General features: G+C 45.5%; 13 protein-coding genes and 1 pseudogene. 3 read left to right on the top strand and 11 right to left on the bottom strand.

Going from position 1 to position 15,919, the window contains the following annotated elements; all coding sequences use genetic code 11:
* The 7 genes from pyk to AWV70_RS17585 form a co-directional block, all read right to left on the bottom strand.
* Positions 1-971: pyruvate kinase (gene pyk / locus AWV70_RS24820; RefSeq protein ID WP_235588736.1), on the bottom strand; the 971-nt coding region annotated here is incomplete at its 3' end.
* Positions 972-1,017: 46 nt separating this feature from the next.
* Positions 1,018-1,980: a 6-phosphofructokinase gene (pfkA, locus tag AWV70_RS17610; protein ID WP_060209849.1), complete on the bottom strand. Its 963-nt coding sequence runs from the start codon at positions 1,978-1,980 to the stop codon at positions 1,018-1,020.
* Positions 1,981-2,059: 79 nt separating this feature from the next.
* The gene (locus AWV70_RS17605; RefSeq protein ID WP_060209848.1) at positions 2,060-3,013 is read right to left on the bottom strand and encodes an acetyl-CoA carboxylase carboxyltransferase subunit alpha; all 954 of its coding nucleotides are present in this window, start codon (positions 3,011-3,013) and stop codon (positions 2,060-2,062) included.
* Positions 3,006-3,869, bottom strand: coding sequence for an acetyl-CoA carboxylase, carboxyltransferase subunit beta (gene accD / locus AWV70_RS17600; RefSeq protein WP_060209847.1), 864 nt, complete (start codon positions 3,867-3,869; stop codon positions 3,006-3,008). The genes AWV70_RS17605 and accD overlap by 8 nt, the downstream gene beginning before the upstream one ends.
* Positions 3,866-4,516: a FadR/GntR family transcriptional regulator gene (locus tag AWV70_RS17595; RefSeq protein ID WP_060209846.1), complete on the bottom strand. Its 651-nt coding sequence runs from the start codon at positions 4,514-4,516 to the stop codon at positions 3,866-3,868. Before AWV70_RS17595 ends, accD begins: the two co-directional genes overlap by 4 nt.
* Before the next feature lie 142 nt (positions 4,517-4,658).
* On the bottom strand, positions 4,659-7,724 hold the full coding sequence (locus AWV70_RS17590) for a DNA polymerase III subunit alpha (protein ID WP_060209845.1): 3,066 nt from the start codon (positions 7,722-7,724) through the stop codon (positions 4,659-4,661).
* A gap of 19 nt (positions 7,725-7,743) precedes the next feature.
* Positions 7,744-8,685 (bottom strand): DHH family phosphoesterase, encoded by a 942-nt coding sequence (locus tag AWV70_RS17585; protein ID WP_082713684.1) that lies wholly within the window; start codon positions 8,683-8,685, stop codon positions 7,744-7,746.
* A 90-nt stretch (positions 8,686-8,775) separates the two neighbouring features.
* Here AWV70_RS17585 and AWV70_RS17580 point away from each other — a divergent pair, with 90 nt between their 5' ends.
* A complete protein-coding gene (locus AWV70_RS17580) occupies positions 8,776-9,096 on the top strand; it encodes a YtpI family protein (RefSeq protein ID WP_060209843.1) in 321 nt (106 codons plus the stop codon).
* Between the two features lie 39 nt (positions 9,097-9,135).
* Here the strand turns inward: AWV70_RS17580 and AWV70_RS17575 are convergent, their stop codons facing one another.
* Together AWV70_RS17575 and AWV70_RS17570 are read right to left on the bottom strand one after the other, a co-directional pair.
* Entirely contained in the window at positions 9,136-10,443 is a 1,308-nt protein-coding gene (locus AWV70_RS17575) for a DRTGG domain-containing protein (RefSeq protein ID WP_060209899.1), read from the bottom strand.
* Positions 10,444-10,593: 150 nt separating this feature from the next.
* Positions 10,594-11,274 carry a metal-dependent hydrolase gene (locus AWV70_RS17570; protein WP_060209842.1) on the bottom strand — a complete coding sequence of 227 codons (681 nt, stop codon included), beginning with the start codon at positions 11,272-11,274 and terminating at the stop codon, positions 10,594-10,596.
* Between the two features lie 105 nt (positions 11,275-11,379).
* Between AWV70_RS17570 and AWV70_RS17565 the strand changes: the two genes are divergently transcribed.
* Complete coding sequence (locus AWV70_RS17565) at positions 11,380-12,477, top strand: M24 family metallopeptidase (protein WP_060209841.1); 1,098 nt, start codon at positions 11,380-11,382, stop codon at positions 12,475-12,477.
* Positions 12,478-12,766: 289 nt separating this feature from the next.
* Here the strand turns inward: AWV70_RS17565 and ald are convergent, their stop codons facing one another.
* Positions 12,767-13,882 (bottom strand): alanine dehydrogenase, encoded by a 1,116-nt coding sequence (ald, locus tag AWV70_RS17560; RefSeq protein ID WP_060209840.1) that lies wholly within the window; start codon positions 13,880-13,882, stop codon positions 12,767-12,769.
* A 314-nt stretch (positions 13,883-14,196) separates the two neighbouring features.
* Between ald and AWV70_RS17555 the strand changes: the two genes are divergently transcribed.
* Positions 14,197-14,646, top strand: coding sequence for a universal stress protein (locus tag AWV70_RS17555; protein ID WP_060209839.1), 450 nt, complete (start codon positions 14,197-14,199; stop codon positions 14,644-14,646).
* A 384-nt stretch (positions 14,647-15,030) separates the two neighbouring features.
* Here AWV70_RS17555 and AWV70_RS17550 read toward each other — a convergent pair.
* Positions 15,031-15,919: pseudogene (locus AWV70_RS17550) on the bottom strand (transposase); the annotation flags it as partial.

Raw genomic sequence — 15,919 nt, 5'->3', positions numbered from 1 at the left:
GATTCAACCGGGTAAAGTCCAGCTGCAGTTTCCCCTGAAAGCATGATTGCATCCGAACCGTCCAAAATGGCGTTTGCAACGTCGCTAGCCTCAGCTCGCGTAGGACGAGGATTTCGTTGCATAGAATCGAGCATTTGTGTTGCTGTAATAACCGGTTTGCCAACTTGATTACATTTTTCAATCATTTTCTTTTGTACGAGCGGGACTTCCTCTGCTGGGATTTCCACACCCAAATCCCCACGTGCAACCATTAAACCATCGGATACCGTCAAGATTTCATCCAAATTGTCGACGCCTTCACCGTTCTCGATCTTAGGGATGATATGAATTTGTTCTCCGTCGTTTTTCTCCAGCAATTCCCGTATTTCCATCACGTCAGAAGCTCTGCGCACAAAAGAGGCAGCGATGAAATCAACGCCTTCTTGAATTCCAAATAAGATGTCTTCTCTGTCCTTCTCGGTAATTCCAGGGAGCTGTACCGAAACGCCTGGCACATTTACCCCTTTCTTGTTTTTCAATGTACCCGAGTTGACAACAATCGTTTGGATCAGCCCTTTTTCATAATCCTTGCTAACGACTTCCAGTTGGATTAGACCGTCATCCAGTAAAATGACAGACCCTTTATCCACATCTTCGATCAGTTTTTCGTATGTAACAGAAAATACATCTTCGGTCCCCTCCACCTCTGTCATGGAAATATTGACATGCTGGCCGGTGATCAATTCAATTTGTCCGTTTTTCATGGAATGCGTCCGGATTTCAGGACCTTTCGTGTCTAGCAGGATTCCGACAACTTTACCTGTTTTTTTCGACGCTTCCCTGATGGATTGGATTCTGGCTTTATGCTCTTCATGTGAACCATGTGAAAAGTTAAGCCGCGCTACGTTCATACCCGCCTCAATCAACTGTTCAAGCAGCTCCGGTGATTCGCTGGCCGGTCCTATTGTGCACACAATTTTTGTCTTTCTCATCACAAAACGCCCCTTCGTATTGTACTCATCAAATGTAGTTAGTAGATCAGATCGACAATTCTTTGGATAATTTATATAACCCCATATCCAAAGTATGGTCTTTTGGTGCAAATACAACTTCTAATTCATAGTCTACCACCTTATGGTTTTGCATACCAATAGCGACCCCACCACGGCCTTCACTCAACACCTCAACCGCTCTCGCACCATATTGGCTTGCAATTACCCGATCCCGCGCTGACGGCGAACCCCCGCGTTGGATGTGCCCCAGGACGGAAACCCGTGTTTCAATTCCAGATTTCTCCTTTAAAAGATCAGCTAAAGCCGACCCGGACATGACACCTTCCGCTACGATAATGATACTATGTTTCTTCCCACGGCCCGTACCGCTTTTTAATCGGCTGATGATTTCATCCAGATTAAAGGCCTCTTCAGGAATTAGAATCGTTTCGGCACCGCCTGCAAGTCCAGCCCAAAGCGCTAGATCCCCTGCATCACGACCCATCACTTCAATGATAAAAGTGCGTTCATGTGATGTGGCTGTATCTCTGATTTTATCGATGGCATCGATGACCGTGTTCAGGGCGGTATCGAAGCCGATTGTAAATTCTGTTCCATGAATATCATTGTCAATTGTCGCAGGAACACAAACACATGGAACCCCCAGCTTCACCAATTCGAACGCGCCCCTGAATGATCCATCCCCTCCGACAATGACAAGCCCATCGATATGATGCGCTTTCAACTGGCGAATCGCTTTTTCCCGTCCTTCTTCAGTCATGAATTCCTGTGAGCGTGCGGATCTGAGCATTGTTCCTCCACGTTGGATAATGTCACCAACCGAACCGAGCTGCAACGATTCGATCTTCCCTTGGATGAGACCTTGGTAACCATTGAAAACACCAGCAACTTCAAACCCTTCATAGATCGCTTTCCGCACGACCGCACGCACGGCCGCATTCATGCCAGGCGCGTCTCCCCCACTTGTCAAAACACCAATCTTTTTCAAATGGACCACCCCTTAGTTCACTATGTACTGTAATTCACATCGTATAACACGAAAAGATGCGGGGAAAGCCCGCACCTCGTTATTCTGAAAATACTCCTAAGCCTCTATATTTCATGTAGCGATCCTCAACCAAACTATTTCCATCCATTCCTTTAAACCTTTCCAATGATTGACGAATCGATTGCCTGAGAAATTCCGATTGCTTTTTTAAATCCCTATGCGCGCCGCCCATAACTTCAGGTATAATATCGTCAATTATCCCCATCTCTTTTAAGTGTGGAGCTGTAATTTTCATAGCCTCCGCCATTTGCTTTGCCAATGAGGCATCCCTCCAAAGTATGGAGGCTGCTCCCTCCGGAGAAATGACTGAACACCATGAATTTTCAAGCATAAGAAAATGATTGGCAATCCCAATAGCAAGTGCACCACCGCTTGCCCCTTCACCTATGACAATCGAAATGACCGGTACTTTCAAACCAGCCATTTCAACGAGGTTGCGGGCAATCGCCTCACTTTGCCCTCGTTCTTCGGCTGCCTTCCCTGGATAAGCACCTTTCGTATCTATCAGACAAATTATTGGTCGTTGAAATTTTTCAGCTTGCTTCATCAGCCGAAGCGCTTTTCGATAACCTTCCGGATGTGGCATTCCAAAATTCCGTTTGACGTTTTCTTTCGTATCCCTTCCACGTTGCTGACCAATTATTGTTACTGGGGTATTTTCAAATAATGCAATCCCTCCAACAACAGCCGCATCATCTCCGAAGACCCGATCTCCATGTAGTTCAATAAAATCCTCAAAGAGTTCATTGATATATTCTAGCGATGTCGGACGTTGCGGATGTCTGGCCACTTGTACACGATCCCAAGGTTCCATGTTTCCATATATTTCTTCTTCCAAATTTTTAAGTCGCATTTTTAAATTTTCTATTTCGCCGCTTAAATCAACATCGGACGTGCTGGTGAATTCTTCAAGTTCATTAATTTTATCACGCAGTTTGATGATTGGTTCTTCGAATGCTAATGGTTTACTCATGAAGATTAGCCTCCTTTACATGAAGTCGGATTATTTTAGTTAGGGTTTCTTTCATTTCTCCCCTATGAACGACAGCGTCTAATTGACCATGTTCCAATTGAAATTCGGCTGTCTGAAAATCACTTGGCAACTTCTCCCTAACTGTCTGTTCAATAACCCGTCTTCCAGCAAAGCCAATCAATGCTTTAGGTTCTGCTATATTAACATCTCCTACCGAGGCAAAGCTTGCTGAAACACCACCTGTAGTAGGGTATGTCATTATCGAAATGAAGAGTAGCCCCTGATCGGAGTGGCGCTTTAACGCAACGCTTGTCTTTGCCATTTGCATTAGAGATAAAATGCCCTCTTGCATCCTAGCCCCTCCACTAGCAGAAAAAATCAGGAGAGGAATACGTAATTCAGTCGCTTTTTCAACAGCCCGTGTAATTTTCTCGCCAACGACCGACCCCATTGAGCCCATCCGGAAATGGGAATCCATAATCGCGACTCCGACTTCATTTCCTCCGATTTTTCCGATACCGGTAAGAACTGCTTCGTTCAATCCGGTCTTCTCTGAATCCGACGCGATCTTTTCTGTATAGGACGGGAAATTCAATGGGTTTTCTGACTTTAAATGGTCGTCCATTGATTTGAATGTATTTTCGTCAAATAGACATTCGACACGCTCCCATGCTGTCATTTTAAAGTGATGATCGCATTTAGGACAAACTTTTGCTGTCTTTATCAGATCCTTCGTCAAGATGATCTGTTTGCAATCAGGACATTTGGTCATGATCCCTTCCGGTACGTCGTTTTTTGCATCGGCCGAAGGTATCGTTATTGCCTGCTTCTTTTTTGTAAAAAATTCACGGATCATTCTTCGTTTTCCCCCTCGATATGTTCAATCCACTTGTCATAGGCATTTATCGTTTCCATGACACTTCCTTCGATCAAGTTATTGAGCAAAGCTCTTACAATTTCATTTTCTTTTCCATCCGTCATCTGCTCGTACGGTACTTTGCTATATTGTTTCAGTATAAACCAAATTTTTAATGATAATCGGTTGTCAGTCGCAACAATCATTTCCCGAATGATATCTTCACGGAAAACCTCCCCGTCTTCAGTTATCTTCATGAGGAGCCCTTGCCAGACAGGCAAATTGCGTTTGTGGATATCCTTGCAGATTGTTTGAATTGCCGCTTTTTCGTGGATGATGCGTGTATCTGTCACATCCAGTGCCGATTTGGGCTGTTGCATGACGAAAGTTGATAGCACTTCAACAAGCTGGTGCTTTTTGAAATCGGCAAGGTATGTTCCCTCGCCGCGGCGGGTTTCAATCAGGCCTAGGAGCTCAAGGCTTCTCAATGCTTCGCGAACTGTTGATCTTCCCACTTGCAGACGTTCCGCCAAAACACGCTCAGACGGTAATTTGTCGCCTGCTTTGATGCCTTCCGCCTTGATCATCAGCCTGAGTTCACCGACGATGTCCAGAAACATCTTTGATGATCGTTTTGTATTTTGCATACGGCCGCCCCTCTTGGAATGTCATAATCCGAGTGGTCTGACCACTTCTTTTAATAGCATACAGAAAAGTACTCACATCGTAAAGAGATATTTAGGAATTCATGAAGAAACGCCAAAAAGAGACATGCGTCTACATGTCTCTTTAAATCCTTGTAATCTGCTGAACGATTAATTGTGTCTGGCCGTTGCGCTTTTCCATTGTTCCGACGATCTGCACCATTGCAAGCTCTTGTATATGGACGTTGTTCTCGGCGTATTGTCGTGGAAAGATCGTGCAGGAAAGCTCCCCTGTTTCGTCTTGGAGAGTAAGGAAAGCCATCGCTTCGCCCTTTTTTGTCCGGATCCGTTTAATTTCCCTGATCATTCCCGCGACTTTGAGCATGGACCGCTCCTTAGCGTCAGGAACGACAACGAGATCCATCACTTTTTCCTCCAGCGTCTTTTTCATTTCCAATGCAGGATGTTCGGATAAGTAAAAACCAAGCATCTCCCGTTCGTATTCAAGCATTGCAAACCTTGGCATTGATCCGCCTGGCGAATATTTCGGCTTTGCTACCGAATAGATGATTTCGCGAAGTAAGTCATCTCCATCGGGACTGACGAATTGCGCATGATTGCGAGCAGCTTCAATCGATGCAAGCAGGACGGAACGATCTTCTCCAAAGTCATCAAGCGCTCCTGCTTTAATAAGTGGGACAATTGTTTTTTCAGTAAAGTGCAGCCCGCCAATCGAGGCAGAAAAGTCGAAGAGCGTCTTCCACCCTTCAAGCGTCCTCGCTTCTTTCACGACATTGTAAAAGGATGGCGTCATTCCTTTGATCCCCCCTAAACCGATTCGGATGGCGCCTTTTTCGACGACATGGGAGTACTTGCTCTTCTGGATGGATGGGGGAAGGATTTCAATGCCTTTCCCTCTGATTTCGTGAATATATTCCATCGTTTTCTCTTGATTGCCTGTCGCCATCGATAATAGCGCAGCGTAAAAATAGGCGGGAGTGTTCGCTTTGACGTATGCCAACTGATAGGAAATCAGTGAATAGGCCACTGCATGGCTCTTCGGGAACCCGTAATCTGCAAACTTGACGATTAAATCATATATTTCACTAGCGGAACGTTCAGGGAAGTTATGCTGGATCGCGCTTCTTACGAAATGCTCTCTCTCTTGCCGCAGCACTTCACGCTTCTTTTTGCTGACTGCCCTTCGAAGCAAATCCGCTTCCGCCATCGTAAACCCTGCAATCTGTACAGCTATTTGCATGATTTGCTCTTGATAGACGATAATTCCAGCTGTTTCCCGGAGAATCGGCTCCAGTTGCGGATGTAAATATTCAATTTTTTCGTTATTGTTTTTCCTTCTGCTATATAGAGGGATATTCTCCATCGGACCAGGACGGTATAACGCGTTGATGGCATATAGATCGCTGAATTCATCCGGTTTGATAAGTCGTAAAGCGTCCCTCATGCCGTCCGACTCGAATTGAAAAACTCCTGTCGTATCGCCTTTCTTGAAAAGATCGAAAGTTTTGGCATCGTTTAAGGGAATGTCTACGAAATTCAGCGTCTTACCCGTATCATATTGAATCATCGATTTAATCCGATCCATTAACGTCAAATTGCGCAACCCAAGAAAATCCATTTTCAATAAGCCGATTTCTTCCACGTCCCCCATTGCCCATTGGGTCAAGTAAACATCGTCTCCGCCATTTTGGAGGGGGACTGTTTCGACTAGCGGTATAGGGGAAAGGATGACGCCCGCGGCATGCGTGGAAGCATTCCTAGGCAACCCCTCTAATGTTCTGGCCGCTTGAAACCATTTGGCACGGACAGGATCCATTGCGATCCAGTCTTGAAGTGCTTTCGACTTGTTTACGGACTCTTCCAACCTTTTACTATGCCCGTCCTTGATTTGCTTAGATAAGAAAGACATCTCTTCATTTGTGAAGTCAAACACGCGTGCTACGTTCCTTGCGACTGATTTGGATGATAGCGTCCCAAACGTAATGATTTGCGCAACATGCGCTTTCCCATATTTCTTTGCCACATATTCAATCACTTCGGAGCGGCGGTTGTCCGCAAAATCGATGTCGATATCAGGCATTGTAATTCTTCCTGGATTGAGGAATCGTTCGAAAATAAGTCCATATCTAATCGGATCGACATCTGTAATGCCAAGAGAGTAGGCAACGAGGGAACCGGCTGAAGAACCCCGTCCGGGTCCTGTCAAAATTCCATTCTCCTTTGCAAAACGCATGAAATCTTCCACAATGAGGAAATAATCGGAGTAACCCATGTTTTCGATGACCGCAAGCTCTGTCCCGAGTCGGTCATGATGAATCGAACTGATGGTTCCGAGCCGGCGTTTCAACCCTTCCTCGCAATTCTTTTTCAGCAAGGAAGCCGCGGTATGCCCTGCCGGAACCGGAAAAGCAGGCATCAATGTGCGACTTGGAGGCAGTTCCGCATTGCATGACAACATAATTTCAGCCATTGTTTCCATCCATTCCGGACGATCGGAAAACCATTGCTGCAATTCTTGCTCTTCAGGAACATAAGCATCGTAAACTTCCATTTTCGGCCGGGATGGATCATTCAGCTTGTAGCCGGATCGGATGGCAGTAGCAACTTCAAACGCGAAGGCATCCTCTTCTGCAATATATCGTGATTCATGGTAGGCGGTAATGGCCGTTTCCATCTGTTCTGCAATCATCAAGATTTCATTCTCGGCATGATGCGTCACGCCGCCCGGTCGGGAAATGCCGATATAGACCGTCCGGCAAGCTTTCAGGATTGTTTGGATTGTTTCTGTTCCCCGTTTATCATTCCATGAACGATTGGTCATCGGACAAATGAAGACACAACCCTCGCTATACGCTTGCAGCCACTTCAACGGGAGTGTCTCCTGTTCCCTGGTGGAGATGGCACTGCTCATTTTAAGCAGATTACCGTACCCCTTGTCGTCTTTCGCGTACGCGTACAGCAGAATATCGGATTCGTCATCCAGCTCCAAGCGGATTGATAACCCGATGACTGGACGAACGCCATACTTTTCCATCACTTTGCAAAATGAACGGACGCCATACATCTTCGAATTGACGATTCCAACAGACTTAGCCCCTCTCCTTTGCAGAAGTGGGGCCAATTGATCAAGCTTTATGATGCCACGCAGCAGATCGGCGCCGGTCACTATTTGTGGATAGACAAGTACCAATGAAAATCCCTCCGAACCGTTACTTTGCAACACATAACTGTTTCAATTTTGCAATGATCTCATCCGATTTTTCCCAAGAATAAATAGAAGCCCCGGAAGCGAGCGGATGTCCCCCACCGTCATATTCGGCCGCAAGTTGATTGATAATCGGCCCCTTTGAACGGAATCGGACACGGATCTGATCGTCCTCTTCGACAAAAATGACCCATGCGCAAATCCCTTTCACATCTCCAAGAGAACCGACAAGTTGAGATGTTTCACTTGCAGTTACGTTAAATTGCTCCAAAATCGCTTTATCGATTTTTATGAAAGCCGCTCCGTTTTCGTCAATCGTGAATTTTTGATACATATAGCCTTTTAAATGGAGCAGTCTGCGGTCTTCTTCATACATTTCCGCAAATAGCTTCGTCCGGTCGAAGTTGTGTTTGATCAAACCGCTTGCAATCTCGAACGTCCTTACAGTCGCACTCGGGAAAAGGAAGCGACCCGTATCTCCCACGATTCCGGCAAATAGCAGACGTGCGCAAGCATCGGACATCTTCCATCCATAATGCTTTTCCCCCTCCTCAAAAAGGAGATAAATCATTTCGGATGTGGAACTAGCATCAGTATCCACCCATCTCATGTCTCCATATGGATCGACATTCGGGTGGTGGTCGATTTTTATAAGAAAAGCACCTTCCTTATAGAATTCCGCATCAATACGTTCCGTATTACCGGTATCGGTAACGATGACAAGTGCATTTTGATAATCGTCTGGCCCTATTTCATCCTGAACCGCCAAATAAGTGAGCATGTCATCATGCGCCCCTGCTGCATACACTTTCTTTTCAGGATAATTGGCCTTAATCAGTTCCTTTAAGCCGACTTGCGAGCCGTATGCATCCGGATCAGGCCGGACATGACGGTGAATGATGATTGTTTCATATTGTTCAATTGTGTCGATGATTTGTCGTTTCAATTTGCAATTCCTCCGGTTATCAATGATTTCTATTCGCATTCCATGAAAAAAGCCGCTACAATGAAAGGAGTTATTTGATGGAGGCTTTTTATGAAAACACTCAATTTCTTACTTGTCTTTCTAATTATCGCATCAGGGGTCTACTATTTTTATTTCAAAACTCGCCAATTCAGAACACGTCAAGTGTTCCCAATCCGGAAAAAGTATTTCGCAAGCAAAGCCGGAGCATTTCTCGGCGGACTGCTTTTCTTCTTTGGAATAAACCAGCTTCTTTTATTCGATGGTTTTGCAACGTATGCCGTTTCCGGTATTTTCATCGTATTCGGCGCCTACATCATTTTCTTTAACATGAAAGCGACAAAGTATTATAAACAATTTATCGACGAAGAAACGAAACTGAACGAAAACTGATGCGGCTGCCGCATCAGTTTTTTCATTCCATCTATCTTCTCATCTTTCGAAAAGCTGGTACATGACCATCGCTTTGGCGACTAGTTCCGAATCCAAGAAAAGATCGAAGTCCACTTTGACGAATCTCCTGCTCATATGAAGGATTCTAGGCTCTACAGTGACAGTGCTTCCGAGCTGCACGTGTTTAATGAAATAGATCGTCATATTCTCGGGAACACTTTCTCCCCTTTTTCGCATTTTGATTGCACGGTTTCCGACGTCCGTCAACAATGTCGTCAACGCTCCGTATGAAAGTGAGCCCAATTGGTTCGTCATTTGAGGGACGACAGTGAATTCGACATTCAGCGGCTGATCGGGTACAGCTTTCATTTGATTCTTAACGATATCATCGATTTTTTCTCCTTGCTGCGGCTGCCGTTGCGTCATTTGAAATGCTTTAAGGACATCTTGGCGGCTGATGATTCCCTCCAGAATGCCGCTGTCGCTCACTACAGGCATCAAGTCGATAGCCTCCCAGATCATGCTATGCCCTGCAGAAGCTACACTCAATTTACCATTCGCAGTAATCGGGTGCTGTGTCATTACTTTCTCAATAAGATCCGTCCCCAGCTTTCCAACTGCATCACGCGATGAGACAATTCCGATCAATTTGCCGTTTCGATCGACGACGGGATACCCTGAATGAGCGGTTTTTCGATTCACTTCGTTGAAATAAGCAACATTGTCCTTCGGCGAAAAAGTAATTGTCTCGGCGAGCGGCGTCAAAATATCTTCCACAAGCAGGATTTCCTTTTCAATCAACTGGTCGTAGATCGCCCGGTTCAACATCGTTGCAACCGTAAATGTATCGTAACTGGATGAAATGATCGGCAAGTTCAGTTCATTCGCCAGTTTCTTCGCTTCATCAGCGACATCGAAGCCCCCCGTGACGAGAACTGCCGCTCCTGCACTTAACGCGAGCTCGTGAGCCTTGGGCCTATTTCCAACGATCAACAAGCTTCCTGCATCTATGTACCGCTTCATATCATCAAGTTGCATCGCCCCAATGACGAATTTGGTCAAAGTTTTATGAAGACCATCCCGTCCCCCAAGAACGACCCCGTCAACGATGTTGACGACTTCAGCGAATGTCAGCCTTTCGATATTCTCTTTTTTCTTCTTTTCAATACGAATTGTGCCAACACGTTCGATCGTATTGACAAGCTTCTGGTTTTCAGCTTCTTTTATCGCCCGGTATGCCGTTCCTTCACTGACGGAAAGAGCCTTGGCAACTTGGCGGACTGAAATTTTCTCGCCGACTGCCAATCCTTCGATATAGCGTAATATCAGCTCGTGTTTTGTCGACATCTTTTCACCTTTTTCTCTTTTTACCTGCTCCCATTTTATCATACATCTTCAAAAGAGTATTTACAGGAAGACTCAGGTCGATATTTCCTTAATGCCGGGAAGATGAAAAAACGATCCGGGCGTTGTTGTTGCCCGGATCGTTGACAGAATTTACAGTTCAAATGCATCTCCGGCCTTCATGATCTTCACTTCATGTGATGTGACAAGATCCTTGAAGGTTTCCGGATTTTGCCTGATAGGCGGAAAAGTATCGTAATGGATTGGAACAACAAGTTTTGGATTCAGCAATTCAACTGCAGCTGCAGCATCCTCTGGCCCCATCGTGAAATTATCGCCGATCGGCAAAAATGCAACATCGATCGAATGCCGTCTTCCGATGATTGCCATATCCCCGAAAAGGGATGTATCTCCGGCATGGTAGATAGTTTTCCCTTCGGCAGTGAACAATATCCCAGCCGGCATCCCCGTATAGATGATTTCATTCTTATCGGTTGTATAGGAAGAGCTATGGAATGCTTGTGTATATTTTACTGTACCGAAATCGAAAGTATAAGAGCCGCCAATGTTCATCCCGTGGGCATTCAAATTTTGCCAGCCCAAGTAGACCGCCAATTCATTCGGCGCGACAATAAGTGGATTGCATCGCTTGGCTATGTCAAATGTATCTCCGACATGATCGTTATGTCCATGAGTCAGCAGGATCACATCTGGATTCTGTTCCGACGCTTCCAAGTCAGTCAGTTCATTTCCAGTAATGAACGGATCAAATAATACTGTTTTCCCTTCAGTTTCAACCTTCACGACAGAATGTCCATGATAAGAAATCTTCATTTGCAAATCCCTCCAAATCTGTTCATACATACACACTTCGTTATTTAACCGGAAAACCCTCTTTTTTGATATTATATATATTGTGTTGATATAGGAGGGATAGGTTTGGATAAAGTAAACGAGATCAAAGACTACTTGCAGAAAAATGATCTGGATGCCGCTTTCATTACAACACCGGATAATGTTTTTTACGTTTCGGGATTCCGGAGTGAACCGCACGAAAGGCTACTAGGCGTCATGATTTTCAAGGAAGCGGAGCCATTCGTCATCTGTCCGCTAATGGAAGTGCCTGACTTGAAGGCATCTGGATGGACATTTGAAGCTGTCGGCCACCAGGATACGGAAGATGCATGGGTAGTGCTTGCTTCCGCAGCACAAAAAAGAGGCGTTTCATTGAAAAATATCGCCATCGAAAAATCGCATTTGACGGTGGAACGGCTGGAGCGTATGGAACAGTTATTCGAAGGTGCTGCTTTCCCGCGTCTCGATGAGCAATTAAACAAGATGAGAAACATCAAAAGTGAGGAAGAGCTTGTGAAAATGCGCAAAGCGGCAGCATTGGCGGATTATGCCGTCGAAGTTGGCTGCAAGGAAATCGCGGAAGGCAAATCAGAGCTCGAAATCCTCATGGCTATCGAATTTGAGATGAAGAAAAAAGGCGCAGAAAAAATGGCATTCGATACGATGGTATTATCCGGACCGAAAACCGCTTCCCCACACGGTACGCCGGGAGAACGGAAAATCCAGAAGGGTGATTTCATCCTGTTCGACCTCGGTGTCGTATACGAAGGATATTGTTCAGACATCACAAGAACTGTCGCATTCGGCGAACCTTCCGAAAAACAGCGAGAGATTTATGAAACGGTCAAAAAAGCAGAACAGACGGCAATTGACATGATCCGTCCCGGCGTGAAAGCACGTGACTTGGATAAAGCAGCAAGGGATGTCATTACAGAGGCAGGCTACGGTGAATATTTCACACATCGTCTCGGCCATGGGCTTGGCATTTCTGTTCATGAATTCCCTTCAGTTACAGGTACAAATGAGATGGAATTGGAAGAAGGCATGGTCTTCACTGTCGAACCGGGAATTTATCACCCGGAAATTACAGGGGTACGAATTGAAGATGATGTAGTCGTTACTTCTGATGGTGTTGAAGTTCTTACAAAATTCCCGAAAGAACTTCAGATCATCAAGCCATAAAATAGTACAAAAGTGAAGGGCGCCTGCCTAGCAAAGATTCGCAGTCCAAGTGCGCCGCGTCCTGATAGCGCTTTAATTTCTGCAAAATACACAGAAATACGGCCAATTGAACCCTTCGCAGTTCGATTGGCAACGACTGCATGACCATCCTGCCGGCCTCAGGCATAAGACGAAGATGCGGCGTGGCGCTTTTTGCCACAGTGCAACTTTGACTTATGACCCGAGTTTCTGGCGCCCGAAGTCTAGCCGAAAAAAACGCTGTCCGATTTTGTTTCGGACAGCGTTTTCATTATTTGCTTAATAGTGTTTCTGCAGGTACATACTCTAAGCCTTGCGCGTCTGCAACAGCTTTGTATGTTACATGACCTTCCAATGTGTTGATGCCTTTTTGCAATGCAGCGTTGTCCAAGCAAGCTTGCTTGTAGCCTTTGTTTGCAATTTGCAATGCATATGGAACAGTAACGTTCGTCAATGCCATTGTCGAAGTCCGCGGAACAGCTCCAGGCATGTTCGCAACTGCATAGTGGACAACTCCGTGTTTCTCATAAGTAGGATTATCATGAGTCGTCACGCGGTCGGATGTTTCGAAAATACCGCCTTGGTCGATTGCGATGTCGACGAGAACCGAGCCCGGCTTCATCGATTGTACCATCTCTTCGGAAACCAATTTCGGCGCTTTAGCACCTGGGATCAATACACAGCCGATAACAAGATCGGAATCCTTGACCGATTCTGCGATATTGAATGGGTTTGAAACAAGCGTTTGGATGGAGTCGCCGAACATTTCATCCAACTGGCGAAGTCGGTCTACTGACAAATCAAGCACAGTTACCTTCGCACCCATGCCAACTGCAATTTTCGCTGCGTTCGTTCCAGCTTGCCCACCGCCGATCACAGTTACGTGCCCGCGCGAAACACCTGGGACTCCCGAAAGAAGAATTCCTTTTCCTCCGTTGATCTTTTCAAGATATTGCGCACCGATTTGCGTCGCCATACGGCCTGCAACTTCGCTCATCGGAGCCAACAGCGGTAAAGAATTATTCACTTGCACAGTTTCATAGGCGATGCCGACGACTTTGTTATCAAGCATGGCTTTTGTCAATTCCAATTCAGGGGCAAGGTGTAAATATGTAAATAGGATAAGCCCTTCGCGGAAATAACCATACTCGGAAGCAAGCGGTTCTTTTACTTTCATAACCATATCTGCATCCCATGCTTCTTTCGCAGTCGCTACGATTATCGCGCCTGCTTCGATATAATCCTCATCAGTAAAGCTAGACCCAAGGCCCGCACCTGTTTCGATCAGCACATCATGTCCCGCAGACTTCAAGTTGAATGCGCCAGCAGGTGTCATTGCCACCCGATTTTCATTATTCTTCACTTCTTTTGGAATCCCAATACGCATTTCTGATCCTCCTAAATATAAGAAAATTAGTTGGCCACAAATCGACATTTCGACAAGACCAATGTACTAACAATTCTATCAGAAATTAAAAGAATTTGCTCTATATAAATAATAAACAAATTTTCTGCCGAAGGATTCAAATCCACTTCATGTTTTTTATAGAAATAAAGAGGGAATATAATTTATAAGGGCTGTCACATTTCCGCCAAATTCCGGCAGTACGACATTGATTTTATTTGAAAAAGAAAGGATTTTTCCGATTTTCATCGAACTTAGTAAATGTAAATATAAATCTACTGGATGGAGTGATTGGAATGGTATTAAAATACGATCAAATTATCGTAGCTGTGGATGGATCAAAGGAGTCAAGATGGGCGTTTAAAAAGGCAATGGGCATCGCGGAGCGAAATGACGCGACGTTGAACTTGGTGAACATCATCGATACACGTTCCTATGCGGCAGTCGAAGCATACGATCGATCCATCGCAGAACGAGCCCAGAAATTTGCGGAGGAGCTGCTTACGGAATACAAGCAAGAGGCAGAAGCCGCCGGTTTGCATAATGTAAACATCGTTGTTGAATATGGTTCACCGAAAACGATGATTTCTCGCGACCTTTCGAAAAAACTTGGCGCGGATCTAATCATTTGCGGCGCAACCGGCTTGAACAAGGTGGAGCGCTTCCTGATCGGCAGCGTTTCAGAAAGCATTGTCCGCTCCTCGGCTTGCGACGTACTGGTTGTCCGTACACCTGAAGAAGAATAATAGGTATGTTGAAAAAGAACCTGCCAGAAGTGGGCAGGTTCTCAGACTGTAGACAAAAGGGATGAAAATCGAATTGATTTTCATCCCTTTTGTCATATTAGCGCATTGACACAAAAACGTTAGACTGACGCGACGTTGATTTCCGTTCCGAGCGGACGCTTTCCCGGGGGCTTGCCCTCAGCCAAGCGAACAGCGAAGGGTTCGCTTTGCCGTATTTCTGCGAACTATGCAGAAATTAAGGCATCCGTGCTGCCATTCCTGCTCGCAACGCTTCGCTTTTGCTCGCAAACGCCGTTCTTCGTAACGGCGTTCGCTGATCCCCCAGGAGTCGCCGCTCTGCACTTCAATCAACTGGATGTCCCTCCCTTGAGACATCGGCATCATTCAAGCTATGCTTACAGCCGACGTCCTCCATGTCCAACTGGCCAGCTTCTTCAGATTTAAAGCAGCAAAAGTCAGATCGCCTGCATGGACATTTTTTTAAGTCCCCTGAGGGTTGTCCATCGCATGCCATGCTTTTCTTTTGCATCGGCAAAGACACGTTCGATCGTCTCTTTGCGTTTTCCATATATTTCTTTGATTTCATGATTGTGTCGCAAATCTTCAGCAACGTCCAAATAGCCTTGCCAAATATGACGTTGAATCATCTTTTGGTGATTCTTACTCTCTGTACACTGGCTAATCACAGGACACGAGGCACAAATGGAAGGAGTCGAAGCATATTGACGGTATCCTTCCTTCGTGGTTGTTCGGTATGTAAGAACCTGTCCTTCCGGACAGAGATAGCAGTCGAAATGCTCGTCATAGACATACTCATGTTTTCTAAAGAACCCTTCTTTTGTCATTGGTCGTTTGTATGGAAGAGCAGGAAGCATCTGATTTTCTAAAAGGAAATTGGCAATGGCTGGTGTTTTGTAAGCTGCATCAGCGGCAACGACGACTTGACGTCCTCTTGCTCGATGATCTTCTGGACTAATGGTTCAAGCAAATTACTGTCGTGGACATTCCCTGGTGTGACGATGTTTGCGAGTACTAACCCCTTTTCGCCCGTGGCAGCGTGAAAAGAATAAGCGAACTGCTTTGTCCGTTCATCTTTAACGTAATAACCGCTTTCCGAGTCTGTTGTCGACTCCTTAATCTCCTTGTACTCTTCCTTTTCAAACTTTTCCGGCGGGAATGGTTTCTTCCCATTCTTTTCCCGATCTATGTTGAGCTCCTTCTGGAGCCTCTTCTCATAAGCCCGCGTCTCTTTACGAACAACCTTCTTCTCAAA

Origin of the sequence: Sporosarcina koreensis (genome assembly GCF_001531445.1) — a bacterium.
In the GTDB taxonomy this organism is placed as follows: Bacteria; Bacillota; Bacilli; order Bacillales_A; family Planococcaceae; genus Sporosarcina; species Sporosarcina koreensis_C.
Note: the sequence above shows the minus strand (reverse complement) of the source record. Positions and strands in the feature narration are given on the sequence as shown.

What these genes read in the sequence shown, in the direction of transcription:
- AWV70_RS17580 (WP_060209843.1), top strand. Translation starts at nt 8,776, where the DNA reads ATGAAAACACTCAATTTCTTACTTGTCTTTCTAATTATCGCATCAGGG.
- AWV70_RS17570 (WP_060209842.1), bottom strand. Translation starts at nt 11,274, where the DNA reads ATGAAGATTTCTTATCATGGACATTCTGTCGTGAAGGTTGAAACTGAA.
- AWV70_RS17575 (WP_060209899.1), bottom strand. Translation starts at nt 10,443, where the DNA reads ATGTCGACAAAACACGAGCTGATATTACGCTATATCGAAGGATTGGCA.
- ald (WP_060209840.1), bottom strand. Translation starts at nt 13,882, where the DNA reads ATGCGTATTGGGATTCCAAAAGAAGTGAAGAATAATGAAAATCGGGTG.
- AWV70_RS17555 (WP_060209839.1), top strand. Translation starts at nt 14,197, where the DNA reads ATGGTATTAAAATACGATCAAATTATCGTAGCTGTGGATGGATCAAAG.
- AWV70_RS17595 (WP_060209846.1), bottom strand. Translation starts at nt 4,516, where the DNA reads ATGCAAAATACAAAACGATCATCAAAGATGTTTCTGGACATCGTCGGT.
- AWV70_RS17605 (WP_060209848.1), bottom strand. Translation starts at nt 3,013, where the DNA reads ATGAGTAAACCATTAGCATTCGAAGAACCAATCATCAAACTGCGTGAT.
- accD (WP_060209847.1), bottom strand. Translation starts at nt 3,869, where the DNA reads ATGATCCGTGAATTTTTTACAAAAAAGAAGCAGGCAATAACGATACCT.